This window comes from Aeromonas sp. 604443, assembly GCF_049170315.1.
GTDB classification, from domain to species: Bacteria; Pseudomonadota; Gammaproteobacteria; order Enterobacterales; family Aeromonadaceae; genus Aeromonas; species Aeromonas veronii_A.
Window position 1 is genome coordinate 53,840 of sequence record NZ_JAAKMI010000002.1, and the last position, 23,437, is coordinate 77,276.

Annotated in this window: 18 protein-coding genes; 11 read left to right on the top strand and 7 right to left on the bottom strand. The window is 59.8% G+C overall.

Annotated elements, in window-relative coordinates:
* Positions 1–9: 9 nt before the first annotated feature.
* Positions 10–1,389, bottom strand: coding sequence for an MATE family efflux transporter (locus G5380_RS03850; RefSeq protein ID WP_103251498.1), 1,380 nt, complete (start codon positions 1,387–1,389; stop codon positions 10–12).
* A gap of 120 nt (positions 1,390–1,509) precedes the next feature.
* Here G5380_RS03850 and G5380_RS03855 point away from each other — a divergent pair, with 120 nt between their 5' ends.
* Positions 1,510–2,367: a helix-turn-helix transcriptional regulator gene (locus G5380_RS03855; protein ID WP_421352390.1), complete on the top strand. Its 858-nt coding sequence runs from the start codon at positions 1,510–1,512 to the stop codon at positions 2,365–2,367.
* Between the two features lie 69 nt (positions 2,368–2,436).
* Positions 2,437–4,131: an NAD-dependent malic enzyme gene (locus tag G5380_RS03860; RefSeq protein ID WP_421352391.1), complete on the top strand. Its 1,695-nt coding sequence runs from the start codon at positions 2,437–2,439 to the stop codon at positions 4,129–4,131.
* 92 nt (positions 4,132–4,223) lie between these two features.
* On the opposite strand, the gene G5380_RS03865 is transcribed toward G5380_RS03860, so the two are convergent.
* From G5380_RS03865 to G5380_RS03880, 4 genes are all read right to left on the bottom strand, one after another.
* The gene (locus G5380_RS03865) at positions 4,224–5,261 is read right to left on the bottom strand and encodes an OmpA family protein (protein ID WP_421206207.1); all 1,038 of its coding nucleotides are present in this window, start codon (positions 5,259–5,261) and stop codon (positions 4,224–4,226) included.
* Positions 5,262–5,490: 229 nt separating this feature from the next.
* Positions 5,491–6,489 carry a porin OmpA gene (gene ompA, locus G5380_RS03870; protein ID WP_266134074.1) on the bottom strand — a complete coding sequence of 333 codons (999 nt, stop codon included), beginning with the start codon at positions 6,487–6,489 and terminating at the stop codon, positions 5,491–5,493.
* A gap of 312 nt (positions 6,490–6,801) precedes the next feature.
* Positions 6,802–7,821: a porin OmpA gene (gene ompA / locus G5380_RS03875; protein WP_266134073.1), complete on the bottom strand. Its 1,020-nt coding sequence runs from the start codon at positions 7,819–7,821 to the stop codon at positions 6,802–6,804.
* Between the two features lie 308 nt (positions 7,822–8,129).
* Positions 8,130–8,726 carry a hypothetical protein gene (locus tag G5380_RS03880; RefSeq protein WP_421206210.1) on the bottom strand — a complete coding sequence of 199 codons (597 nt, stop codon included), beginning with the start codon at positions 8,724–8,726 and terminating at the stop codon, positions 8,130–8,132.
* Between the two features lie 258 nt (positions 8,727–8,984).
* Here G5380_RS03880 and G5380_RS03885 point away from each other — a divergent pair, with 258 nt between their 5' ends.
* Both G5380_RS03885 and G5380_RS03890 read left to right on the top strand, forming a co-directional pair.
* Entirely contained in the window at positions 8,985–9,251 is a 267-nt protein-coding gene (locus tag G5380_RS03885; protein ID WP_005338367.1) for a helix-turn-helix domain-containing protein, read from the top strand.
* Positions 9,252–9,449: 198 nt separating this feature from the next.
* The gene (locus G5380_RS03890) at positions 9,450–10,790 is read left to right on the top strand and encodes an APC family permease (protein WP_266134071.1); all 1,341 of its coding nucleotides are present in this window, start codon (positions 9,450–9,452) and stop codon (positions 10,788–10,790) included.
* 71 nt (positions 10,791–10,861) lie between these two features.
* Here the strand turns inward: G5380_RS03890 and G5380_RS03895 are convergent, their stop codons facing one another.
* Together G5380_RS03895 and G5380_RS03900 are read right to left on the bottom strand one after the other, a co-directional pair.
* Positions 10,862–11,737, bottom strand: coding sequence for a patatin-like phospholipase family protein (locus G5380_RS03895; RefSeq protein ID WP_139459998.1), 876 nt, complete (start codon positions 11,735–11,737; stop codon positions 10,862–10,864).
* A 46-nt stretch (positions 11,738–11,783) separates the two neighbouring features.
* Positions 11,784–13,322, bottom strand: a complete 1,539-nt coding sequence (locus G5380_RS03900) for a sensor domain-containing diguanylate cyclase (protein WP_421352392.1) — start codon at positions 13,320–13,322, stop codon at positions 11,784–11,786.
* A 199-nt stretch (positions 13,323–13,521) separates the two neighbouring features.
* Between G5380_RS03900 and G5380_RS03905 the strand changes: the two genes are divergently transcribed.
* From G5380_RS03905 to fliI, 7 genes are all read left to right on the top strand, one after another.
* On the top strand, positions 13,522–14,571 hold the full coding sequence (locus tag G5380_RS03905) for an efflux RND transporter periplasmic adaptor subunit (protein WP_216951819.1): 1,050 nt from the start codon (positions 13,522–13,524) through the stop codon (positions 14,569–14,571).
* On the top strand, positions 14,571–17,675 hold the full coding sequence (locus G5380_RS03910; protein WP_216951818.1) for an efflux RND transporter permease subunit: 3,105 nt from the start codon (positions 14,571–14,573) through the stop codon (positions 17,673–17,675). The genes G5380_RS03905 and G5380_RS03910 overlap by 1 nt, the downstream gene beginning before the upstream one ends.
* A 347-nt stretch (positions 17,676–18,022) precedes the next feature.
* On the top strand, positions 18,023–18,340 hold the full coding sequence (fliE, locus tag G5380_RS03915) for a flagellar hook-basal body complex protein FliE (RefSeq protein WP_042011636.1): 318 nt from the start codon (positions 18,023–18,025) through the stop codon (positions 18,338–18,340).
* A 45-nt stretch (positions 18,341–18,385) separates the two neighbouring features.
* Positions 18,386–20,092: a flagellar basal-body MS-ring/collar protein FliF gene (gene fliF, locus G5380_RS03920; protein ID WP_216951817.1), complete on the top strand. Its 1,707-nt coding sequence runs from the start codon at positions 18,386–18,388 to the stop codon at positions 20,090–20,092.
* Positions 20,085–21,146, top strand: a complete 1,062-nt coding sequence (gene fliG / locus G5380_RS03925) for a flagellar motor switch protein FliG (RefSeq protein WP_216951816.1) — start codon at positions 20,085–20,087, stop codon at positions 21,144–21,146. The genes fliF and fliG overlap by 8 nt, the downstream gene beginning before the upstream one ends.
* Before the next feature lie 68 nt (positions 21,147–21,214).
* Positions 21,215–22,033, top strand: a complete 819-nt coding sequence (fliH, locus tag G5380_RS03930) for a flagellar assembly protein FliH (RefSeq protein WP_216951815.1) — start codon at positions 21,215–21,217, stop codon at positions 22,031–22,033.
* Positions 22,034–22,085: 52 nt separating this feature from the next.
* Positions 22,086–23,417 carry a flagellar protein export ATPase FliI gene (fliI, locus tag G5380_RS03935; protein WP_421352393.1) on the top strand — a complete coding sequence of 444 codons (1,332 nt, stop codon included), beginning with the start codon at positions 22,086–22,088 and terminating at the stop codon, positions 23,415–23,417.
* Positions 23,418–23,437 lie beyond the last annotated feature (20 nt).

A 23,437-nucleotide genomic window follows, 5' to 3' on the forward strand; every position in this document is an offset into this window, starting at 1 on the left:
TGTGGTTGTTTATCCGATCACCAGATTCTTCAACCAGCAGCGTTGGCGAATACGGCGCTGCACCAGCAGCACCTTGCTGAGCTCCTCCAGCAAGACCACCGCCACCACCCAGGAGAGGGGCCAGCCGAGCAGCGTGACCGCCACCCAGGCGAGCGGGATGCCGATGCACCACATGCCGACGATGTCGATAAAGATGCTGTAGTTCACATCACCGCCAGAGCGCAGCACCCCGATGATCCCCACCATGTTGAACACCTTGAGCAGCATCCCGAGACACATGATGCCGAGCACCTGTCCCGCTTCCGTCATCAGCTCGGGGGGCAGGTTGCCGACCCACTGCAGCAGGTTGGCTTGCAGCAGCCAGACGATGATCCCCACCAGCAGCGCGCCAATCGGTGCCAGCAGCAGGAACAGCTGGGAGTGCTGCCAGGCGACCTCGTACTCCTCGGCCCCGAGCCGGTGGCCGAGCAGGGTGGAGCAGGCCACCGCCAGTCCGAAGAAGAGGGAGATAAGGATGCTCTCCAGAGTGCCGAGGGTGGTCATGATGGCCAGCGAATCGGTGCCAAGATGGGCATAGAGAAAGCCGTAAATCAGCATGCCGAAGGCCCAGAGGCCGTCATGGAACAGCAGCGGCAGGGCGATCAGGGTAAAGCGCACCACCTCCTTGCGCTTGAAGGCGGCCAGCCAGTCTGGTGCGCGCGGGATCAGGCGCGCTTCATAGCGCTTTACGTAGAGCAGCAGCAGGGCTGTCTGCAGCAGCCGGGAAATGGTGGTGCCCCAGGCCGAACCGGCCACCCCCATCGCCTCGAAACCGAAGTGACCGAAGATGAGGGCGTAGTTGAGGATGACGTTGGCGATGATGGCGATAATGCCGATGCGGGTTGGCGCGGCGGCATTGCCGACCGAGCGCAGGGCTGACTCCAGCGGCACCACGATAGCGGTACAGAGGATGGTGGCGCCGGTGATCATCAAAAATTGATCCGCCAGCTCGCGCAGTGCCGGATCCTGACTGGCAAAACCCAGTACGCTGCCCGGTGATAACACATAGATGAAGGCAAAGGGCAGGGTGACCAGCAAGGCGCCCACTATGGCCAGCGCCAGGGAGCGGCGCACCCCGGCCATCTCACCGCGCCCGAAGTATTGTGCTGCCAATACCGAGACCCCGCCCGCGAGGCCCGCTATCACCAGCAGATTGAAGAAGAAGACCCGGTTACCCAAGCCGACCGCCGCCACAGCCGTGGTGCCAAGCTGGCTCACCATCATGATATCGATGAGGCCGAGCAGGGAGAACATCATGGATTGCAGCGAGACAGGCAGGGCCAGCCGCCACAATCGGGTCATGAACTCGCGATCGGTGGTTTGTTTTAAAATCGCTTGCCAATAATTCATAGTTGTTAACCGGGTATGAGAAAAGCAAGGTTTGTCAGGGGTATGATAGGGGCTGACGAGGCTCTTCTCACTGTGAGTAGCTCTCGGTTTTCTTGTGTAAAACTATCCTGTTGAGGTGTTATGCCATTTGCCAGCGAGTGTCTGGAGATAGCGCCAGCCTGTGAAGAGCAGATGCTGGGACGTGAAGGGCTGCCCCTGCTCGGCGAGGCGGGGATCTTCCTGACCGGCCTCTCTCGGGTGCGGGATCACTACCTGATCCGTCGCAATCGCCCCGAGTTTCACATCCTGATGGTGAGTCACGATGAGGGGGGCGCACTGCTCACCGACGAGGGGGAGCAAGCCATTCCGGCCGGGTCGCTGATTTTCCTGCCCGCCGCCGTGCCCGGTGGTCTCAAGCTGATTGGCGAAAGCTGGCAGATCAGCTGGATTCTGCTCGATGACGTGCCGCGCTGGCAGCACCTGCACCGCCTTGGTCACCGTATCTGGCAAGGGGATGGCGGCGATCGGCTCTATCATCTGCTCAGCCTGATGCAGGGGGAGGGGGTTCGCTCTTCGCTGCAACCCCAACTGCTTAGCCTGTTGCTGGCGCTGCTGGAGCGTACCCTGCAAGGGGAGGTGCGCGGCACCCCTGAACTCAGATTGCAGGCGCTGTTTCGCCGGGTGGAGGCGCGCCTGGACGAGCCCTGGAGTGTCGCCCTGTTGGCCCGACAGATGGCCTGCTCCGTCCCCCATCTGCACCGGCTTTGTCAGCAAGTGTTCGGTATGGGGCCGATGGCGAGGGTGACCGAGCTCAGAATGAACAAGGCACGCCAGCTGCTGCTCTATACCAACTGGCCACTTGGCGAGCTGGCGGCCCGGGTCGGTTACAGCGATGGGGCCAACTTTGCCAACTGCTTTCGCCGTCTGACTGGTCAGACCCCCGGCGCCTTTCGTCGACTGGGTCGCAAACCTTTTGCAACGGATGTGCAAACTCTTTGAAATTAATGACACAAGCCCCTAGGATCGGCGGGTCCCTGCGTCTAGCTAACCGTTTAGGTACCAAGATCCATGTTTGAAGATAATAACCAGAAACGTCCTCTCTACATTCCCTACGCCGGTCCCGCCCTGCTGGAGACCCCCTTGCTCAACAAGGGCAGCGCCTTCACCAGCGAAGAGCGCAGCAACTTCAACCTCGAAGGTCTGTTGCCCCAGAATATCGAGACCATCGAAGAGCAGGCCGAGCGCGCCTATCGCCAGTTCATGGCGTTTGGCAACGACATGGACAAGCACATCTATCTGCGCAACATCCAGGATACCAACGAGACGCTCTTCTACCGTCTGCTGCACAACCACCTGACCGAGATGCTGCCCATCATCTACACCCCGACGGTCGGCAAGGCGTGCGAAGAGTTTTCCAACATCTATCGCCGCGCCCGTGGCCTGTTTATCTCCTATCCGGACAAGGACAGGATCGATGACATGCTGCAAAACGCCACCAAGCAGAACGTCAAGGTGATCGTGGTGACCGATGGTGAGCGGATCCTGGGTCTGGGTGATCAGGGGATTGGCGGCATGGGCATTCCCATCGGCAAGCTGTCGCTTTACACCGCCTGTGGCGGCATTTCGCCTGCCTACTGCCTGCCGGTGGTGCTGGATGTGGGCACCAACAACCAGCAGTTGCTGAATGACCCCTTCTACATGGGCTGGCGCAATCCGCGTATCTCTGGAGATGAGTACGCCGAGTTTGTCGATGCCTTCATTCAGGCGGTCAAGCGCCGCTGGCCCGATATTCTGCTGCAGTTCGAGGATTTCGCCCAGAACAACGCCATGCCGCTGCTCAACCGCTACAAGAACGAGCTCTGCTGCTTCAACGACGATATTCAGGGTACCGCGGCTGTGACGCTGGGCAGCCTGATCGCCGCCTGCAAGGCCTCCGGCGCCAAGCTTTCCGAGAAGCGTGTTGCCTTCCTCGGGGCTGGCAGCGCCGGTTGCGGTATCGCCGAGCAGATCGTGGCGCAGATGAAGGCCGAAGGGCTGACCGATGCGCAGGCCCGCAGCCGGGTCTTTATGGTGGACCGCTTTGGTCTTATCACCGACAAGATCCCCAACCAGCTCGACTTCCAGCGCCGTCTCTCCCAGCCGGTGGAGCGGATCAAAGACTGGCCAGTGGGGGACAATATCTCCCTGCTGGAGGTGATGGAGCACGGTCGCCCGGACATCCTGATCGGGGTATCCGGCCAGCCTGGGCTGTTTACCGAAGAGGTGGTCAAGAGCATGCACAAGCACTGTGCCCGTCCCATCATCTTCCCGCTCTCCAACCCCACCTCCCGGGTCGAGGCGACGCCGGCAGACCTCATCCGCTGGACCGACGGTCAGGCGCTGGTGGCAACCGGCAGTCCGTTTGCACCGGTGGAGTACAAGGGCAAGCGCTACGTCATCGCCCAGTGCAACAACTCCTTCATCTTCCCGGGGATCGGCCTTGGCGTCATCGCCTCCGGCGCCACCCGGGTGACTGACGCCATGTTGATGTCGGCCAGCCGCGCGCTGGCGGAGTGCTCGCCGCTGGTGAAAGGGGAGGAGGGCTCCCTGCTGCCGGACCTGGCGGATATCCATCAGGTCTCCCGCTACATCGCCAAGATGGTGGCCAAGACCGCCATGCTGCAGGGCAAGGCGGTGCAGACCCCGGACGAGGTGATCGATCAGGCCATCGACGCCAACTTCTGGCATCCGGAGTATCGCCGCTACCGCCGCACCTCCTTCTGATTGGGGAGAAGGGAATGCCACGGCAAAGCAAAAGGGATGCGAAAGCATCCCTTTTTACTGCACGTCTGACATGGTTATCGCCTCAAGATCAACTACTCGCTGGCGCCCTGTACGCCGGTGACACGCACCTCGACCCGGCGATCCGGCCCAAGGCAGTCTATGAGGGCGGCTCTGGCCTTGATGTCGTCACACTGGTTGCCGGTGACCGGATTGCTCTCGCCATTGCCCTGAATGCTTACCTTGTCGGCAGGCAGCCCTTTGTTGATCAGAAAGTCGGCAACGGTTTGGGCCCGAGCTTCTGACAACCTCTGATTGCTGGCATCCGAGCCGATACGGTCGGTATATCCCATCACAACCGCACTGCCATCCTTGGGTTGTACATCGACGATCTGCTGGTAGAGAGCGTCCAGCGCGCTCATCCCCTCCGGTTTTAGGTCCGCTTTGCCAAAGGCGAACAACACATCGGAACTGAGGTTGAAGGTCTGATCTACCACCTCCGGTTCGGCCGGTGGCGGGGGGACCACGACCGGTGCGGGCGTGGGAGCCGGCTCTGTCGGCTGGCTGCGATTGGGATGGATCACTACTTCCAGGGTTGCTGTGCTGATGTCGCTGACCCAACGCTGGGTGCCGCTGTTTGCCTTGTCATTGTCAGGATCATCGCCGACCCTGACCAGATAACGATACCTGGCCTGGAGATCGACCCAGTCATGGAGCCGGGCCGTCACTCCCAGACCTGCCAACGGTGCCAGGTTGTCGTCCCCGCCATTGATCGATTCAACGTGATAGATATAGCCACCACCCTCGGCAAACACCGAGAACATCTCGCTGAGCGGCAAACGACCAATCACAGACAGGGTAGCTCCCTTGCTGTTGAACTCATGACCGCTGATATCCCAGTCACCTGTGGAGAGGTAACCAATTTCGGCGCCCAGGTTCTCCGTGAAGTTGTAGCCGCCAAACAGGGAGAGCGCAGTCGCATCCTTGCTGACATCCTGGCTGAAATCATTCAGATCGTGGGCTATCGCCCAGCCACCGCCTATCCCGGCATACCAGTCATGGACCGGTACCGCTTGTGCGCCTGTGCTCGCCAATGCCAGTGCAATCCACACAGGTTTTAATCTTATGTTCATCGCGTATCCTCGTCGATGTGTGGTTTAGTGGGGCTGCTTGTTGGTCAAACCCCACACTTATGTATAGGTGACAGGTTGTATTTAACCACTCAAGAGGTGTGGATTGCGGCCATAAGTGAACCTATGTCACTGAAACCATGCGGGAAGAGGAAAGATAGCCTGAGGTGGGCGGCATGGAAGACAATAAAAAGGAGGCCATATGGCCTCCTGCTTATCCAGGTGATCAGGATTATTGTGTGACTTGTTGCACACCGGTGACGCGCACTTCAACGCGGCGATCCGGCGCCAGGCAGGAGATCAGCTGAGCCTTGCCCTTGACGCTGTTGCACTGGGTGCCTGTGACCGGATTGGCTTCACCGCGGCCTTCGATGGCAACTTTGCCAGCCGGCAGGCCCTTGCCAACCAGGAAGTCGGCTACGGTACGGGCGCGTGCTTCGGAGAGTTTCTGGTTGTAGGCGTCAGTGCCGATACGGTCGGTGTAACCGACGACCACGGCACTGCCATCTTTTGGCTGTACGTCGACGATCTGCTGATACAGGGTGTTGAGCGCTGCGACACCTTCTGGCTTGAGGGTGGATTTGCCAAAGGCAAACAGCACGTCAGAGCTCAGGGCGAAGTTCTTGTCAACCACCACAGGCTCTGGGGTTGGCTCGGGTGCTGGTGCCGGAGCGGGGGCCACGTAAGTGGTGCGGTTCGGGTGCATCACCAGCTCCAGGGTTGCGACGCTCATGTCGCTCTCCCAGGTCTTCTGCTCGTCACCCAGACTCCACATGTAGCGGTAGCGGGCTTGCACATCGATAAGGTCGGAGAGCTTGGCAGTCAGGCCCAGACCCGCCAGCGGCGCAGTGCCGTTGTCGCTGTTGCCATTGCCGTTGACGTGGTTGAAGTAGGCACCACCTTCGGCAAACACCGAGAAGATGTCACCCAGTGGCAGGCGGGCGATACCGGAGAGGGTTGCACCCTGGGTTTTGAAATCGGCACCGTCAACGCCCGCTTTACCTGCGTAGAGGTATCCCAGTTCTGCCGAGTAGTAGTCGTTGAAGTTGTAGCCGCCGAACAGATTGAGCGCGGTGGCATCCTTGTCAGTGTCTGTCCCGAAGTCATCCAGGTTGTGAGCATAAGCCCAACCGGCACCGACACCGGTATACCAGTTATCGGCGGCCTGAGCCGTGGTTCCTGCGGCGGCGAGCGCCAGTGCAATCAGGGTAGGAGCCATTTTGAGTTTCATCGGTTTATCCTCGTTGTGTTAGCCCATGTCGGGCAATGCACTTGTTTTTATTGCTGCGAAAAAACCGCCAGCAAAGTGGATAGCGAAGGCTTATGGACACTCATGAGGCAGTGGCGTCATGGACAACAGACCGGACAAGAAGCGCTTTTTAGTGCTTATCCAATACCTTACAGGCGCAACTACTTTATGCTTTCGGGGCGGGGCAGGCAAGGGTAGGGAGGCGGGAGTGAGGGATGATGCAAGCGAGAATGAGGCAAACAAAAAGGGATGCCGCAGCATCCCTTTCTTTTGCATTATTTGAACGAGGTCAGATTATTGCTGAACTTCTTGTACGCCAGATACGCGAACTTCTACGCGACGATCCGGAGCCAGGCAGGAGATCAGCTGAGCTTTAGCGGTTACGCCGTTGCACTTGGTGCCGGTAACCGGGTTGGCTTCGCCACGACCTTCGATGGCAACCTTGCTGGCAGCCATACCTTTGCTCACCAGGAAGTTGGCAACGGTACGGGCACGGGCTTCAGACAGCTTCTGGTTGTACGCGTCGGAACCGATACGGTCGGTGTAACCAACAACAACAGCGTTGCCATCTTTCGGCTGGAACTCAACGATCTGCTGGTACAGCGCATTCAGGGCTGCAACGCCTTCCGGCTTCAGAGTCTCTTTGCCAAAGGCAAACAGCACGTCTGAGTTCAGTGCGAAGTTCTTCTCTACAACTTGCGGAGCAGGAGCCGGTGCTTCTTCAACAACCGGGGCAGCTACCGGAGCTACGTAGGAAGTGCGGAACGGGTGGTATACCGCTTCCAGAGTAGCGATGCTCTGGTTGGCCTTGTAACGCTCACCGTTGGCGTGCAGGTCAGCCACGTCCCACATGTAGCGGTAACGAGCTTGCAGATCCAGCGCGTCATTTACCTTGTAGGTCACACCGGCGCCAGCCAGCGGGGAAACTTTAGTGTCGCTGGTACCCAGACCATCGGTGTGACCCCAGTAGGCGCCGCCTTCAGCGAACAGGGAGAAGTCGTTGCCAACCGGCATACGGGCGATACCGGACAGGGTGGCGCCCTGGCTCTCGTAACGGTTGCCGTCGGTGTTGCCACGACCGGTGTACTGGTAGCCCAGTTCGGTACCGAAGTTCTCGGTGAAGTTGTAACCCATGAAGGCGTTGGCGGCAGCCGCGTCTTCCTGGCCTACATTGGTGCTTTCCAGCTTGTTCAGGCCGTTGAAGTGAGTAGCACCGACACCGGCACCGAAGTAGATGTCGTCAGCGGCGTGAGCAGCGGTAGCACCCAGAGCAGCCATGGCGATGGCGATCATGGAAGGAGCCATTTTCATCATAAAAAAATCCTCGTTGAGATCGCACGTTATTCACGTGCTTCACACTTTGTAATTTATGTAAGCTGCAGGCTCCGCCGTACGGCTGGCGTCGAGTCTGGCAGATGACCCGGTACAACCGGGTTGCACACTCTCCTGGTGTGTCGAGTGCGCTGGCATGGCACGCAATGCGTGAGAAACCACTGCCAGGCAACTGATGTCATTCCGATGACGAGGCGCACTCTATGCCGATTTTAAAACATGATCAAGCTCACAAATGAGCCTTGTGGCAAATTGTGTCGTGACCTTAAATGGCTGTTTATCCAGATTAATTAGTGATCCAGATAGGCCCTGTGCAGTTTCTTTTCCAGTTTCATATAGGCCTGAACCCAGTCGGAGTGCGGGTTGGCAGGATTTGCTCTGGCAGTGAACACCTCGAGGTAGTCTGCTTCCGTTGCACTTTTCAGCAGGGGAGTAAACGCCATCAGGTAGTGGCGGGCCAGATAGGGATCCAGGGGCCAGATGTTGAGGATGGCTCGTGCCACAGGCTGAACCGCGGCTGAACAGATGAAATGGCGGTGTCCCGCCTCCAGCCAGTCGGCCATCTCGCACATGCCCGATTCAGCTACCAGACCACCATCACCCGGGGCGCTTGCCAGCGCAATAGACTGGCCATTTACCGTGGTGAGCTCTTCATTGTTATGCAGGGCACCATCGTGGCTGCGCAAGGGTAGGTTATGCGATTCCTGTTCAAGAAACAGGCTGCAGCTCTCCGGCAGGGCGGCCAACAGCTCGCTGGCCTGGCTGGACATCAAGGCCGGAAGCCAGAATGCTTCGGCACGATATTGTGCACCTTGACTGAGCTGTTGTTGCAATTGGGCCGGGTCAGAAACCGGGTGCAGGCGAGAGATAATGCCGGGAAACGCCATACTTATTCCTCTTAATGGGTAGCTGGCGGATTATACGAGTTATTCTGGTGGCAACAATAAAGGTTTCTTTTCGAGACTGTTTACCTGAGACAGCTGAGCGATTACCATCCCCCGTTGAAGATAAGGGTTGTCGCCGAAAGGCGCTCATAAAGATAGAGGCTCGACCATAACGAGTCCGTACAAAACTGATACACTTGACTACGAGTCGTCGCGAAAAATAAAGACGGATTTAATCCGTCAAACGGAGTATGGAACATTATGAATTCAAATATCGTCACTGTTGGCAAGAAGATCCGTCAGATCCGTGAAGCGGTCGGTTTGAGCCGTCCGAAGTTTGCCGATTTGCTCGGTGTTCCTCCCACCACACTGAAAAACTACGAGCTGGGTTACCGTGAAGTTGGGGGCGCCTTCCTGGTTGCCCTGGCGCACCACCCGGATCTGCACAAGTTCACCCTCTGGCTGCTGGCAGACAAGAAAGTCGCCGAAATCGGCCAGATTGGCCCGGATGACCTCGCCAAGGCGTGATCATCGATGTGAATAGAAATGCCGCCTTCGGGCGGTATTTTTTTGGGTCGCCGATCGATATTTTGATCTAACACGCTTTGAATTATCCATGCAGGCCAACGAGAATAAGCGGCCCCGAAAAGTGGGCCCCTGGTGGTATCTGGCCACCTGAACACTATTACATTCAGGATGATATGAGCAATCGTATGGAGTATGGGTATGAGCAGTAATGAGTTGGATAAACGCTATGGCCTGATGACTGCCATTGCGATGGTGGTCGGCGTGGTGATCGGCTCCGGTGTCTTCTTCAAGGCCGATGATGTACTGCGTCTGACTGGCGGTAATCTGGCCATTGCGCTGCTGGCATGGGCGCTGGGGGCATTTTCGATGATCTTCGGCGCGCTGGTGTTTGCCGAGTTTGCCCAGCGGATCGAAAAGTCCAACGGTATCGTCGATTATGCCGAAGCGGCATACGGCAAAATGTTTGGTTATCTGGTGGGGTGGTTCAAAGGCGTACTCTATTACGCCCCTCTTTCCGCCATCCTTGCCTGGGTCGCCGCTCTGTACACCATGATCTTGCTTGGTAGTGATAATCCGACCAACTCTGGTGCGACCTGGATACTAGCGGCTGTCTATATGACGGTCACCTATCTGATCAACTTCTACACCCCGGTCCTGGCGGGCAAGCTGCAAGTGGGCTCTACCCTGATCAAGTTGATCCCGCTGATCCTGGTTGCCATTGTGGGCACCATTTCAGGCTTGCTCAATGGTGTCACCGTGACCAACTTTGTGCAGGCAATGGATGGGATAGGAAGCACCGGAGGCACGCTGGCCACGGCCGTGGTTGCCACCGCCTTCGCTTATGAGGGGTGGATCGCCGCCGTGACCATCAACAGCGAAATTCGCGATTCCAAGAAGAATCTGCCCAGAGCACTGGTGATTGGCACCCTGATAGTCTTTGTGGTCTATGTCACCTATTTTCTGGGGATCGCCAGCGTCTTGCCGACGGACGAGATAGTGGTGCAAGGGGATAACGCGGTAAATCTCGCGACAACCAGCCTGTTTGGCGGGACTGCCTCGACCATTTTGACCGTGTTCGTGATTATCTCCTGCCTCGGTACCCTCAATGGTCTGGTGTTGGCGACCATGCGCATTCCCTACTCGCTGGCGATCCGCAATCAGGGGCCAGCCCCCAAGTGGATGAGCCGTATCGAACCGCATCACCACATGCCAATCAACTCGGCCCTCGCGGCAGCGTTGTTGTCGGTGATCTACTCAGTGCTGTGGTACTGCAGCATCAACGAGACATTCGGTCGTTACATCGCTCTGGACGAGATGCCGATCGTGCTGATTTATGGCCTCTATCTGTTCCTCTATGTCTGGTACATGCGCACCTTTACCGAGTTGGGCTGGATAAAGCGGTTTGTGATCCCGACCTGCGCCACTTTGGGGGCACTCATCATTCTGTATGGCGGTATCACCAATCCCAGTCTGGGACTCTATCTGCTGGTCTCTGTGGGGGTGATTCTGCTCGGGTTGCTCTTCTACCGTAAGGAGTGACCGGGTAAGTGAGTTGAAAAAAAGCGCCGAATGGCGCTTTTTTTCATTTGTAAACCGCAGCATGTCGACAACTAATTGCCCAGCAACCCGAGGCGGCCCAGTTCATCCTTGAGCTGATCGAGGTTGCGCTCGACACAGGCTTCCCCCTCGTTGATGGCATCGCTGGCGCGATGAAAATCCATGATGGAGAAGCTGCCAAGGCGCGGGCAGAGCTGGATCTCCGGTGGGTCACCGGCCATCCGGGCGCGGGTGATCCGCTCCTGCATGATGTTGATGGAGCCACTCATCACGCTCCACAGACCCGGGGTGGCTGGCGCGGATTCTCCGCGATTGAGCCACTGGCTGAGCAGACCGCCGCTGCCGGGTTGATCCGGCTCGTCGGTCCAGGGTTGGTGCATATCGGTGTTGAGGTTGACCGCAATCACCACCTCGGCCCCCATGGCGCGGGCCAGCGAGATGGGCACCGGATTGACCACGGCGCCATCGACCAGCCAGCGGTCGTTGATCCGGGTCGGGGTTAGGATCCCCGGCATACCACAGGAGGCGCGCACCGACTGGCGCAGCGGGCCCTGTTGCAGCCAGATCTCGCGGCCGGTATCGAGCTCGGTGGCGATGCAGGCGAAGGGGATGGGCAGGCTCTCGAGATCGGGATCCCCCAGATGGCTGGCGGCAAGACCAAACACCTTTTCGCCGCGAAACAGACCGCCGGAGAGGGCCGGGTCGAGCAGGCTGACCACCTGCAGGCGGGTAAAGCCGCGCACCCAGGTTTCCAGCCGATCCAGTTCTCCGGCGGCATAGGCGGCACCGACAAAGCTGCCGATGGAGCAGCCAGCGATCAAATCCGGTTTGATGCCGAGACGTTCAAGGGCGCGGATGACGCCGATATGGGCCCATCCTCTGGCGGCGCCGCTCCCGAGAGCGAGCCCAACGCGGGGTTTACGTGGCACGACAGTCCTCCAAAAAAGGGGTTGAGGGCTCAGCTTACTCCGAGAGTCAGGAGGCGTCATCCTGCCATCTTTCGCTGCGGTTGCGACCGTTGGCCTTGGCCTGATAGAGCGCCACATCGGCGCGGCGTACCGCTTCGTGCAGGGGAAGGTTCTCCTGGTGGGGGAGATAGCCGAGGCTGATGGTGACCTCTAGCTCGGGTTCGATGGCGGCCCAGTCGTGATCTGCCACCGCCTTTCTCAGTCGCTCCGCCAGCTCGCCGAGCTGTGTTGCATCACTGCGGCCAATCAGCAGCAGAAACTCCTCGCCCCCCCAGCGGATCAGGCGGTCTGTGGGCCCAAGCTGCTGCTGGCAGATCTGCACCAGCCGGATTAGCACCATATCCCCCACGGCATGGCCAAAGTTGTCATTGACTCGTTTGAAGTGGTCTGCATCGAACATCAGGATCCCCGCTTGCAGCCGGGCCAGCTCTCCCGCCTGCTCCAGTAGCACCACATAGTGGCGGTTGAAAGCGCCGGTAAGGGCATCGTGGCAGGAGAGGTAGTTGAGCCGCTCGTTGAGGCGATGGGATCTCAGGTTGGAGAGGACGGCCAGCAGCATAAAGAGGATGGCGAGCAGGGTCGGCGCGGACTGGCAGAGCATGGCCCACACCAGCGGTAGCAGGGTCACGCTGTGCACCAGCCGCAACGGGGTATCAGGTATCGCCATGGTCAGCTGCAATGTGCCTTGCCGCCATTGATATTCGCCGGTCGGTTCGGTGTTTTGCGGCGCCACGGGCTGGTGTGCGCTGCTGGCCAGCACCTGGTGGTACTGATTGAGCAGCAGATATTCCCCCAGCGCCGGGGTCATCTGATCGAGCTGCTGCTGCAGGCGGGCGAGCAGCACATCCATGTTGATCATTCCCACCAGAGTTCCCTCTTTGTAGAGGGGCTGGGACATGGTGACCATGGGGCCGCGCCCGATAAAGTCCTCATAGGGGCGCGAGAGAACGGTCTTCTTGTCCGGATTGGTGCTGTGCAGCGCATCTTGCCAGAAGCTCTTCTGGTAGATGGTGGGATAAAAGCGAAACCGGCTGGAGGGTTGCCAAGGGTAGAGATAGATAAAGTTGTCCACACCGGTGAAGTAGACCCAGGCGATCTCGTTGCCAAGGCGCTGGCTGGCGGTGGCAAGCAAGGGGGAGAGGCTCAGGGCCAGATGAATGCGTGCCTCACGCTCGCTGCCGGGGGGCGGCAGCGGGCCATCACCGGTGAGGTTGCCTGCCAGTCCGGCAGGCAAATCACCGGGGAGCTTGTCGAGAGCCAGCCCCTCTGGCAGCGCCTCGATATGGCGATAGAGCTGGCGGGTGAGCACCGACTGGGGGTCGCTGCGCAGTCGCTCCTCAGTCTGCCCGCGCATCGCCTCCAGAAATACTTCGGTCCGTTTGAACCGATCCCGCAGGTAGATGGCACTGTTGAGGGTATCGCTTTGATAGAGGCGTTCAATCTGTTTCAGGCTTTGCCACAAAGTCAAACCAATCAGCAGGATGACCACGGCGAACAGGAGCCAGGTCAGGCGTGTGAGAAAACGGTGGCCAGACATGTTGGGCATAGGCAGTCAGTCGGGTTGCGAAGGAAATTGTCGTTAGTGTATGCGATGTGGTGTGAAAACAAACTGAACTACCTGAAACCGGGTGAGTTCACCATGCACCTGTTACGTTTTGTCACATTTATACATAGTCACGGCATAGTCTGGGGCTAAAATGGCCCCCACTCAGATTTCCCCTTCTTAACACTTCATGGATTGTTTGATGAAAATGCGTATCTGGATTGGCCTCGGCCTGCTTTCTCTGGTAGCGGCCATCTGGTGGGCGGTTGGCCACTTGCAACCAGCAGCCAAAGCCCCTTCCCGCGAGATAAATATTCGTACCCAGACCGTCAAGCAGAGTCTGGCCGAGCCGACTCTCAAGCTGGTAGGTAAACTGGCGGCCAACCACTCGGTGGTGATCACTCCCGAGGTGACCGGGCGCCTGGTCAAGATTGCGGTGCAGTCGGGTCAGCAGGTCAACAAGGGCGATACGCTGGTCGCGCTGGATGCGGGCAAGCAACAGGCGGAGCTGGCCGAGCAGAGTGCCAGTCTGCGCGACGAGAATCGCAAGCTGACCGAGATGCGCAAGCTGGTCGCCCGTGGAGCCGTCACCCAGTCGGTGTTGGAGGGGCAGGAGGCCACCGTTGATCAGGTGCAGGCGCGGGTCGATGCCGCCCGTTACGAACTCTCCCAGCGCACTCTCACCGCTCCCTTTGCCGGTACCGTGAGCCTGATTGATTTGAGCGAAGGGGCCCTGGTCAATAGCGGCGATACCCTGTTGCACCTCGACGATATCGACACCCTGCGCCTCGATCTGGCAGTGCCGGAGCGCTACCTTTCCCTGCTGCGCCCCGGCATGGCGGTGACAGCGACCAGCGCAGCCTGGCCGGATCAGCGCTTTAACGGCACCCTCACCACCCTCGATAGCCGTATCTCCAACGAGACCCAGAACATCAAGGCGAGGGTCGAGTTACCCAATAATAACGGCCAGTTGCGCCCGGGAATGCTGCTCAACGTGGAGCTCTTGCTCCCCTCCCGCCAGCTCACTCTGATCCCTGCCCAGTCGGTGGAGTACGCCGGCGAGCAGCGTTTCGTCTATCGCCTTGAGGCCGATGGCCGGGTCAAGCGGGTGCCAGTGGTGCTCGGCGAGACCGAGGGTGAGACTGTCTGGGTTACCGAGGGGCTGAAAGTCGGCGATCGCATCGTGGTCGAGGGGCTGGTCAACTTGCGTGATGGTGCCAAGGTGCACGATCTGGCGGAGGTAAATGGCTGATGTGGCTCTCCGATATCTCAGTACGCCGACCGCTGGTGGCGGTGGTGCTCAGCGCCCTGCTCAGCGTGTTCGGTCTGGTCGCTTTTAGCAAATTGACGGTGCGGGAGATGCCGGACGTGCAGATCCCGTCGGTCTCCATCACCACCACCTATGAGGGAGCGGCTCCCGCAGTGATGGAGAGTCAGGTCACCAAGCCCATCGAGGATCAGCTCTCCGGCATCAGCGGTATCAAGAATATCAACTCGGTGACTCGCAAGGGGCGCTCGATGATCACGGTGGAGTTCAAGCTTGGCTGGAACATGGTGGAGGGGGTCTCCGATGTGCGCGACGCCCTGACTCGCGCCAAGAGCAAGCTGCCGGAGGATGCCGACGAGCCGCTGGTGACCAAGGATAGCGGTAGCGGTGACGTGGCGGTCTGGCTCAACTTCAGCAGCAGCCAGATGGATCGCACCGCCATGACCGACTACGCCAACCGGGTGCTGGTCGACCCCTTGAGCCTGGTGGATGGGGTGAGTGAAGTGGCGCTCTCCGGCGATCTGACCCAGGTGATGTATGTGCGGTTGAGGCCGGCCGATATGGCGGCCCGCGGCGTGACGGTAGCGGATGTGCAGGATGCCCTCAAGCGCGAGAACATAGAGCTGCCGGGGGGGGAGATCCGCAACAACTCCATGACCATGTCGGTGCAGATTGCCCGGCTCTACCACACCGCCGAAGATTTCCAGCAGTTGCAGGTCCGTACCGCGACCAACGGTCAGAGTGTCTATCTGGCCGATATTGCCGATGTGGAGGTGGGAGCCAAGAACGAAGACAGCGCCTACCAGCGCAATGGCCGCGAGAGTCTGGGTATCGGCATCGTCGCCCAGTCCACCGCCAACCCGCTGGCGGTGGCACAGGGGGTGGAGAAGAAGCTGGTGGAGATGCAGCGCTTCCTGCCGGAGGGGGCCACCCTTGAGGTTGACTACGACTCCACCATCTTTATCAAGCAGGCCATCGACGAGGTATATGAGACACTGGCCATCTGTGCCGTGCTGGTGGTGGCAGTGCTCTATCTGTTCCTCGGGCAGGGGCGCACCACACTCATTCCGGCCATCACGGTCCCGGTGTCGCTCATCTCCGCCTTTATCGGCGCCTGGTATCTCGGTTTTTCCATCAACCTCATCACCCTGCTGGCGCTTATTCTCGCCATCGGTCTGGTGGTGGATGATGCCATCGTGGTGGTGGAGAACATTCACCACCATCTGCAGCGGGGTGAGCCCCCCCTGCTGGCGGCCTGGCACGGCACCCGCGAGGTGGGCTTTGCGGTCATCGCTACCACCGCCGTGCTGGTAATGGTCTTTATTCCCATCGCTTTTATGGATGGTATGGTGGGCAGGCTCTTTACCGAGTTTGCGATGTTGCTTTCGTTGGCGGTGCTCTGCTCCTCGCTGGTGGCGCTGACCCTCACGCCAGCCATGGGCTCCTGGCTGATGCGCCCGCTCGACAAGCCGAACCGGCTGACGGCGGCCCTCGATCGTGCTTTGGGCCGGATGGAGGGGCACTATCGTCATCTGCTGCAGGGGCTGCTGCGTCGCTCGCGCTGGATGCCGCTGGCGCTGCTGCTCTGTCTGGCCGGTATCGGTGCCCTCTTTACCCAGCTGCCTAGCAGTCTCACCCCGACGGAGGATCGCGGTGTGGTCTTCGTCTTCGTCAAGGGGGCGGAGGGGACCAGCATCGAGCGGATGAAGCGCAACATGCAGCAGGTGGAATCGACCATCATGCCGATGCTGGGCCAGGGGGTGGTCAAGGCGATGAGCTTCAGTACCCCCGCCTTTGGCCGTGGCGGCGATCAGACCGGCATGGTGATCATCCAGCTCACCGACTGGGCCGAGCGTGATGTGACCGCCACCGAGTTTTCCCGCTCGCTCGGGGCCAAGCTGTCGGTTATTCCCGATGTGATGATCCGCACCTTCCAGCCAGGCTTCCGTGGCGGCTCTACCGCTGCGGTGCAGTTCGTGCTGCAGGGCAACGACTATGCCGAGCTCTACCAGCAGGGGCTAGAGCTGCAAAAAGCAGCGCAGGCCAGTGGCCTGATGATAAGCCCGGATCTCGACTACGCCGAGAAAACGCCGGAGCTGCAGGTGACCGTCTCGCGCGACAGCGCCAGCCAGCTCGGCATACCGGTCTCCACCGTTGCCAGCACCCTGCAGGCGATGTTGGGCGGGGTGAGCAAGACCACCTATGTGGACAGGGGCGAGGAGTATGACGTCTATCTGCGCGCCAACCAGAAGGAGTTCAACGGCATCTCGGATCTCGGCCGCATCTACCTGAAAGCGGCCAATGGCGAGATGGTGAGCCTCTCGACCCTGGCGACCGTCAAGCAGGTGGCGACCGCCAATCGCCTCAACCACTATCAGCGCCAGAAGGCGGTGACCCTGACCGCCGATGTGGCACCGGATCACACCCTGGGCGAGGCGCTCGACTTCCTCGACGGCTGGGCCAACGAGCATCTGCCGAGCGGCATGACGGTCGATTACGCCGGTGACTCCAAGGATTACCGCGACAATCAGGGGGAGATGGCGATGGTCTTCGGCCTCGCCCTGCTGGTGGTCTATCTGGTGCTGGTGGCCCAGTTCGAGAGCACCCTCACCCCGACCGTGGTGATGATGACGGTGCCGCTCGGCATCTTCGGCGGTCTGCTTGGCCTCTGGCTGACGGGGCAGGAGATGAGCATCTACAGCCAGATCGGGATGATCATGCTGATCGGCATGGTGACCAAGAACGGTATTCTCATCGTCGAGTTCATCAACCAGTTGCGTCAGCGCGGTGAAGGATTCGAAGAGGCGATCATCGCGGGTTCGGTGCGCCGTCTTCGGCCGATCCTGATGACCTCGCTCACCGCCATCATCGGCGCTGTGCCGCTGATGCTCTCCATGGGGGCTGGCTACGAGAGCCGGATGGCGGTGGGGACCGTGGTCTTCTTCGGTCTCTCCTTGGCGACCCTGGTTACCCTGCTGGTGGTGCCCGCCACCTACCACCTGATCGCCCGTCACGCCGGCATGACCGGGCAGCGGGATCAGCAGGTAGATGAGGCGCTGGCCGCCAGGGGGGACACTTCTGAGCCATAACGGCAGTGTCCGATGCCAGCTTTGACTGGGGCCGTGGAGCGCATCAGTCCGCACCCACAAGCGTGCAGAGCCCGATAGCCGGCTCTGCACGCGCCATCCCCCCGGACTGATAGCCCGTCGAGTGGTTAATCTTCACAACAAACCACTGGTCAAGTGGCTCGACAAACATCACGGTTCTACGGTGTGGCCGGTTACGGAGCCGTGCCGTGCGTGAAGCGGCCTATTCCCCGATCCCCCTCATCATCTCTTTTTCCCCTCCATTTCTGCGGCTTGAGATCGTTTTTACCTAATTGGCACTTTTATTGCTTTTGGTCCGTCAGCGTCAATGATTTGTCTGGGGACAGAAAATGGAAATTAGTGCAAGCAGCCTGATGCAAGAGATGCAGGCTCTCAAGGTAGAGGCCGGTGCAACCCCGCTGTCACAGCCTGGCCGTCAGGTGACCTCCGATTTTGGCCTGCTGTTGCAGCAGGCGCTCGGTAACGTCAACGAGTTGCAGGGCGCAGCCAATGATCTGCGCACCCGTTTCGATATGGGCGACAAGTCGGTGGATCTGGCCGAGGTGATGATCGCGGGCCAGAAATCCTCCATCGCCTTCGAGGCGACGGTGCAGGTGCGCAACAAGATGGTTGATGCCTACAAAACCATCATGAATATGCCGGTCTGAGCGATGACCGTGCATCATGACATGTCAGCAATAAGGACATAAATCGTGGCTACTGACCAAAATGGCGATCTGCTGATAAACGATGAGGGCACCGCCGCCCTCGATGCCAACGAGCAGAAGAGCTCGGCACTGGGATTCTTGTCCAATACCGATGTACTGCGCCAGATCACTCTGATCCTGGGGCTTGCCATCTGCCTGGCCATCGCCGTCTTCATCCTGCTGTGGGGCAAGGAGCCGGATATGCGCCCTCTTGGCACCTATACCACTCAGGAGCTGGTGAAGACCCTCGACTTCCTCGATCAGCAGAAGATCCCCTATGAGGTCGATGGCAAGAGCGTGCTGGTTAGTGCCGAGAACTTTGCCAGTATCCGGTTGGCACTGACCCGGGCCGGCCTCACCAATGCGGCCGATGTAGCCAATGGTGGAGAGGATATTCTGCTCAAGGACTCCAGTTTCGGTGTCAGCCAGCGGATGGAGGCCGAGCGCCTCAAGTTGAGTCGCGAGCGCCAGTTGGCGAGCGCCATTGAACAGTTCCAGAATGTGGCCAAGGCCCAGGTGCTGCTGGCCATCCCCAAAGATAACGTCTTTGCCCGCAACGAGCGCAAGCCCAGTGCTACCGTGGTACTCAACCTGAAAGGGGCGGCACTGGGGCAGGGGGAGGTGGACTCCATCGTCGATATGGTGGCCTCTGCGGTACATGGCCTGGAGCCGACTCGTGTCACCGTCACCGACCAGAATGGCCGCCTGCTTAATTCCGGCTCCCAGGATCCCGTCTCTGCCCAGACGCGCAAGGAATTTGCGATGCAGCAGAAGCAGGAGCTGGAGTACAAGCAAAAAATTGACGCCATTCTGATCCCGGTGCTTGGCGCCGACAATTATACGGCGGAAGTGGATCTCTCCCTCGACTTCTCCCAGCAGGAGCAGACCCGCAAAACCTACAACCCGGATCTGCCTGCAGTGCGCTCCGAGATGACGTTGGAAGAGAACAGCTCCGGCGGCAGCAATGGCGGTGTGCCGGGGGCTCTCAGCAACCAGCCCCCTGCCGCGTCCAATATTCCTGAACAGGCCACTGGCGGTGATGGGGCCAGCGTTGCTGCCTCGGGGCGTTCTCGCAAAGAGGCGACCCGCAACTTCGAACTGGATACCACCGTCAGCCATACCCGGCGCCAGATGGGGGGCATTCGCCGCATGACCGTCTCGGTCGCGGTGGATTACAAGGCGGTGCCCGGTGCCGACGGGGCTGTGACCCGCGAAGCGCGCACCCAGGCGGAACTCGATACCCTGCGCCGTTTGCTGAGCGGTGGCCTTGGCTTTGATGTGACCCGTGGTGATACCCTCGAGGTGGTCGCCATTCCGTTCAATCGTCCCGAGCTTGATACCGTGGCCGAGGTGCCGCTCTACGATCAGCCCTGGTTCTGGCGTGCGGTACGGATTGCCGCTTCGGTACTGGTGATTATTGTCTTGATCGTCACCGTGGTTCGCCCCATGCTCAAGCGGCTGCTCTATCCGGATGCCAAGCCGGAAGGGGAAGTGGACTTTGACAACCACACCGTATTGGGGGGTGACGACGAGCTCAGCTTGCTGGCAGCCCAGGTTGAGGGAGAGCAGGTATTCGGGGTGCGCGATGGTCAGCTGAAACTGCCGGATCTGCACCGTGATGAAGATTTGCTCAAGGCGGTGCGTGCGCTGGTGGCGAACGAACCGGATCTGGCCGCTCAGGTCATTAAAGAGTGGGTAACCAAAGATGCCTGAAGAAACTAAAAGCCAGGTGACCGGCAACGACATTACCGACAGCCAGCGCCAGTTGCTGGATCAGATGTCCGGTATGGAGATGGCGGCTGTATTGATGTTGAGCCTCAACGAAGAGGATGCCGCCCAGATCTTCCGCCATCTCGAACCCAAGCAGGTGCAGCGACTCGGTATGTCGATGGCCTCCATGTCCGATTTCAGTCACGATCGGGTGGCGGCGGTGCACCGTCAATTCATCGACGATATCCAGAAGTACACCAACATAGGTATCGGTAGTGAAGACTTTGTGCGCAAGGCGTTGGTGGCGGCCCTTGGCGAGGACAAGGCGAGCAACCTGGTGGACCAGATCATTCTCGGTTCCGGCGCCCGTGGCCTCGATTCGCTCAAGTGGATGGATGCCCGTCAGGTGGCCAGCATCATCCAGAACGAACACCCGCAGATCCAGACCATAGTGCTCTCCTATCTGGAGCCGGAGCAGTCCGCCGAGATCCTGAGCCAGTTCCCGGAGCAGGTGCGCCTCGATCTGGTGATGCGTATCGCCAACCTCGAAGAGGTACAACCGGCGGCACTGCAAGAGTTGAACGACATCATGGAGAAACAGTTCGCCGGTGCGGCCGGTGCCCAGGCAGCCAAGATGGGCGGCCTGAAGGCAGCCGCCAACATCATGAACTATCTGGATACCAATATCGAAGGCCAGTTGATGGACTCCATCCGCGAGTCGGACGAAGAGATGAGCCAGCAGATCCAGGATTTGATGTTCGTGTTCGAAAACCTCATCGATGTGGACGATCGCGGTATCCAGACTCTGCTGCGGGAAGTGCCTGGGGATCTGTTGCAGCGCGCCCTCAAGGGGTCCGACGATCAGATGCGCGAGAAGATCTTCAAGAACATGTCGAAACGGGCGGCAGAAATGCTGGCAGACGATCTGGAGGCCATGGGGCCGATCCGGGTCTCCGAGGTGGAGGCTGCCCAGAAGGAGATCCTCTCCATCGCCCGCCGTCTGGCGGATGCCGGCGAGATCATGCTGGGTTCCGGCGGTGGCGAGGAGTTCCTCTAAACCATGGCCAACTCATGTAACCTGTCTGCCGCCCAGTATGTTGTCTTGGCAAGGAGCGGCGCGAATAGATGAACAACAAGCTGCGTGGTTATGTGCGGCCTGAAGGGGAAGAGACCCGGGTAGAGGCCTGGGGCTGGCCCGAAATGGACGTGGTGGCTGAGGCCGAGACCAATGCGCTCGGTCTTGCACCTGACTGGTATCAGCAGGAAGAGGAGGTGGTGGAGCCGGAACCCGAGCAGGAGCCGACCCCCAGCATCACCGCCGAAGAGCTCGAAGCGATCCGTCAGGCCGCCTGGGAAGAGGGACTGACCGAAGGGCGCGAGGCCGGTTTTGCCAAGGGGCTCGAAGAGGGCAAGCTGGAAGGATTGCAACAGGGTCATGCTGCAGGTCTCGAACAGGGGCGCGAGGAGGGGCTGGCCATGGGGCGCGATCTGGTGGAGCAGGAGATCGCCCACTGGCAGGGTCTCGCCGCACGCCTTGCCAATCCCCTGAGCGCGCTGGATCTGGCGGTAGAGCAGCAACTGGTCTCGCTGGTGATGCAACTGGCCCGCGCGCTCATTCGCCATGAAGCAGAGACCTCGCCCCGCATCCTGCTGGAGGCGCTCAAGGAGGGGCTGGCGTTGCTGCCTGCCGCCGAGCAGGGGGTGACTCTGATGCTGCATCCCGATGACATCACGCGAATCGAGCAGGCATTTGGCGCCGACGAGTGCGCCAAGCGGCACTGGCGACTGCAGAGCGATCCCACCCTCTCCCCCGGCGATCTGCAACTGGTCACCGAGCTCTCCAGCATCGATCTGACCCTCTCCGGGCGCATCGATCAGCTGCTGCGCAACTTCTTGCGGGACAATGCGTCGCAGAAACCGGCCTCGCAGGATCCACGCCCATAACCGATGCCGGACGTTACCGTCCGGCTGCACTTTTTAGCTTCCAGGAGGCCAGATGAGCGGCTCGCTACTGAACCGGTTGCAAGGGTACAAGGTACGCGACAGCGCCCCCAAACCGCCGGTTGCCGGCAAATTGACCCGGGTGGTGGGGCTGACCCTCGAAGCCATCGGCTGCCGTGCCGCCATCGGAGCCTTGTGTCGCATCGATACCCTGGATGGGACGCTGGAGGCCGAAGTGGTGGGGTTCTCGGGCGATCGCCTCTATCTTATGCCGAGTGAACAGCTCAAGGGGGTGATCCCTGGTGCCCGTGTGGTGCCCATCACCGAAGAGCACGGTATTCCTGTTGGCATGAACCTGCTTGGTCGGGTCATCGACGGCATCGGCCAGCCGCTTGATGGCCTCGGCCCCATTATCTCGTCCCGGACGGTGCAGTTTGCCCAGCACCGCATCAACCCGCTCTCTCGCCGCCCGATCCATCAACCGATGGATGTCGGGGTGCGCGCCATCAACGCCGTGCTGACGGTCGGTCAGGGCCAGCGGATGGGGCTGTTTGCCGGTTCCGGTGTCGGTAAATCGGTGCTGCTTGGCATGATGACTCGCGGCTCGGTGGCGGATGTGGTGGTGGTCGGCCTCATCGGTGAACGGGGCCGGGAGGTGAAAGAGTTTATCGAGGACATTCTGGGGGAGGAGGGGCGTGCCCGCTCCGTGGTGGTGGCCGCTCCCGCCGATGCTTCGCCGCTGATGCGGCTCAAGGGGTGTGAAACGGCGCTGGCCATTGCCGAGTATTTTCGCGATCAGGGGCTCAATGTGCTGCTCTTGATGGATTCGCTGACCCGTTACGCCCAGGCTCAGCGGGAAATCGCACTGGCGGTGGGCGAGCCGCCAGCGACCAAGGGCTATCCACCGTCGGTATTTGCCAAATTACCGGCGCTGGTGGAGCGGGCTGGTAACGGCAGCGACGGCCAGGGCTCCATCACCGCCTTCTTCACCGTACTGACCGAGGGGGATGACCTGCAAGATCCCATTGCCGATGCGGCGCGGGCGATCCTCGATGGCCACATAGTTCTGTCGCGCGATCTGGCCGATGCAGGCCACTATCCGGCCATTGACATCGAGAAATCCATCAGCCGGGTTATGCCCATGGTCACCTCGCCGGAACATATGGATCTGGCGCGCACCCTCAAGCAGTTCTACTCCCTCTATCAGCAGAACCGGGATCTCATCACCATCGGCGCCTACAGTCAGGGTTCCGATCCGCGTATTGACCGCGCCATCATTCAAAAACCCTATCTGGATCAGTTCTTGCAGCAGGGGATGCGAGAGGTCATTCACTACGATGATGGCCTGCAAGCCTTGCAGATGGTGGCGATGCCCTTGATGCGTTGATGACGGTTGGGAAGATAGGG

Bases quoted from the DNA above. Each gene is read 5' to 3' on its own strand.
- ompA (WP_266134073.1), bottom strand. From the start codon at position 7,821: ATGATGAAAATGGCTCCTTCCATGATCGCCATCGCCATGGCTGCTCTG.
- G5380_RS03850 (WP_103251498.1), bottom strand. From the start codon at position 1,389: ATGAATTATTGGCAAGCGATTTTAAAACAAACCACCGATCGCGAGTTC.
- G5380_RS03880 (WP_421206210.1), bottom strand. From the start codon at position 8,726: ATGGCGTTTCCCGGCATTATCTCTCGCCTGCACCCGGTTTCTGACCCG.
- G5380_RS03865 (WP_421206207.1), bottom strand. From the start codon at position 5,261: ATGAACATAAGATTAAAACCTGTGTGGATTGCACTGGCATTGGCGAGC.
- G5380_RS03860 (WP_421352391.1), top strand. From the start codon at position 2,437: ATGTTTGAAGATAATAACCAGAAACGTCCTCTCTACATTCCCTACGCC.
- G5380_RS03910 (WP_216951818.1), top strand. From the start codon at position 14,571: ATGTGGCTCTCCGATATCTCAGTACGCCGACCGCTGGTGGCGGTGGTG.
- fliI (WP_421352393.1), top strand. From the start codon at position 22,086: ATGAGCGGCTCGCTACTGAACCGGTTGCAAGGGTACAAGGTACGCGAC.
- ompA (WP_266134074.1), bottom strand. From the start codon at position 6,489: ATGAAACTCAAAATGGCTCCTACCCTGATTGCACTGGCGCTCGCCGCC.
- fliG (WP_216951816.1), top strand. From the start codon at position 20,085: ATGCCTGAAGAAACTAAAAGCCAGGTGACCGGCAACGACATTACCGAC.
- G5380_RS03900 (WP_421352392.1), bottom strand. From the start codon at position 13,322: ATGCCCAACATGTCTGGCCACCGTTTTCTCACACGCCTGACCTGGCTC.
- G5380_RS03905 (WP_216951819.1), top strand. From the start codon at position 13,522: ATGAAAATGCGTATCTGGATTGGCCTCGGCCTGCTTTCTCTGGTAGCG.
- fliH (WP_216951815.1), top strand. From the start codon at position 21,215: ATGAACAACAAGCTGCGTGGTTATGTGCGGCCTGAAGGGGAAGAGACC.
- G5380_RS03885 (WP_005338367.1), top strand. From the start codon at position 8,985: ATGAATTCAAATATCGTCACTGTTGGCAAGAAGATCCGTCAGATCCGT.
- G5380_RS03890 (WP_266134071.1), top strand. From the start codon at position 9,450: ATGAGCAGTAATGAGTTGGATAAACGCTATGGCCTGATGACTGCCATT.
- fliE (WP_042011636.1), top strand. From the start codon at position 18,023: ATGGAAATTAGTGCAAGCAGCCTGATGCAAGAGATGCAGGCTCTCAAG.
- G5380_RS03855 (WP_421352390.1), top strand. From the start codon at position 1,510: ATGCCATTTGCCAGCGAGTGTCTGGAGATAGCGCCAGCCTGTGAAGAG.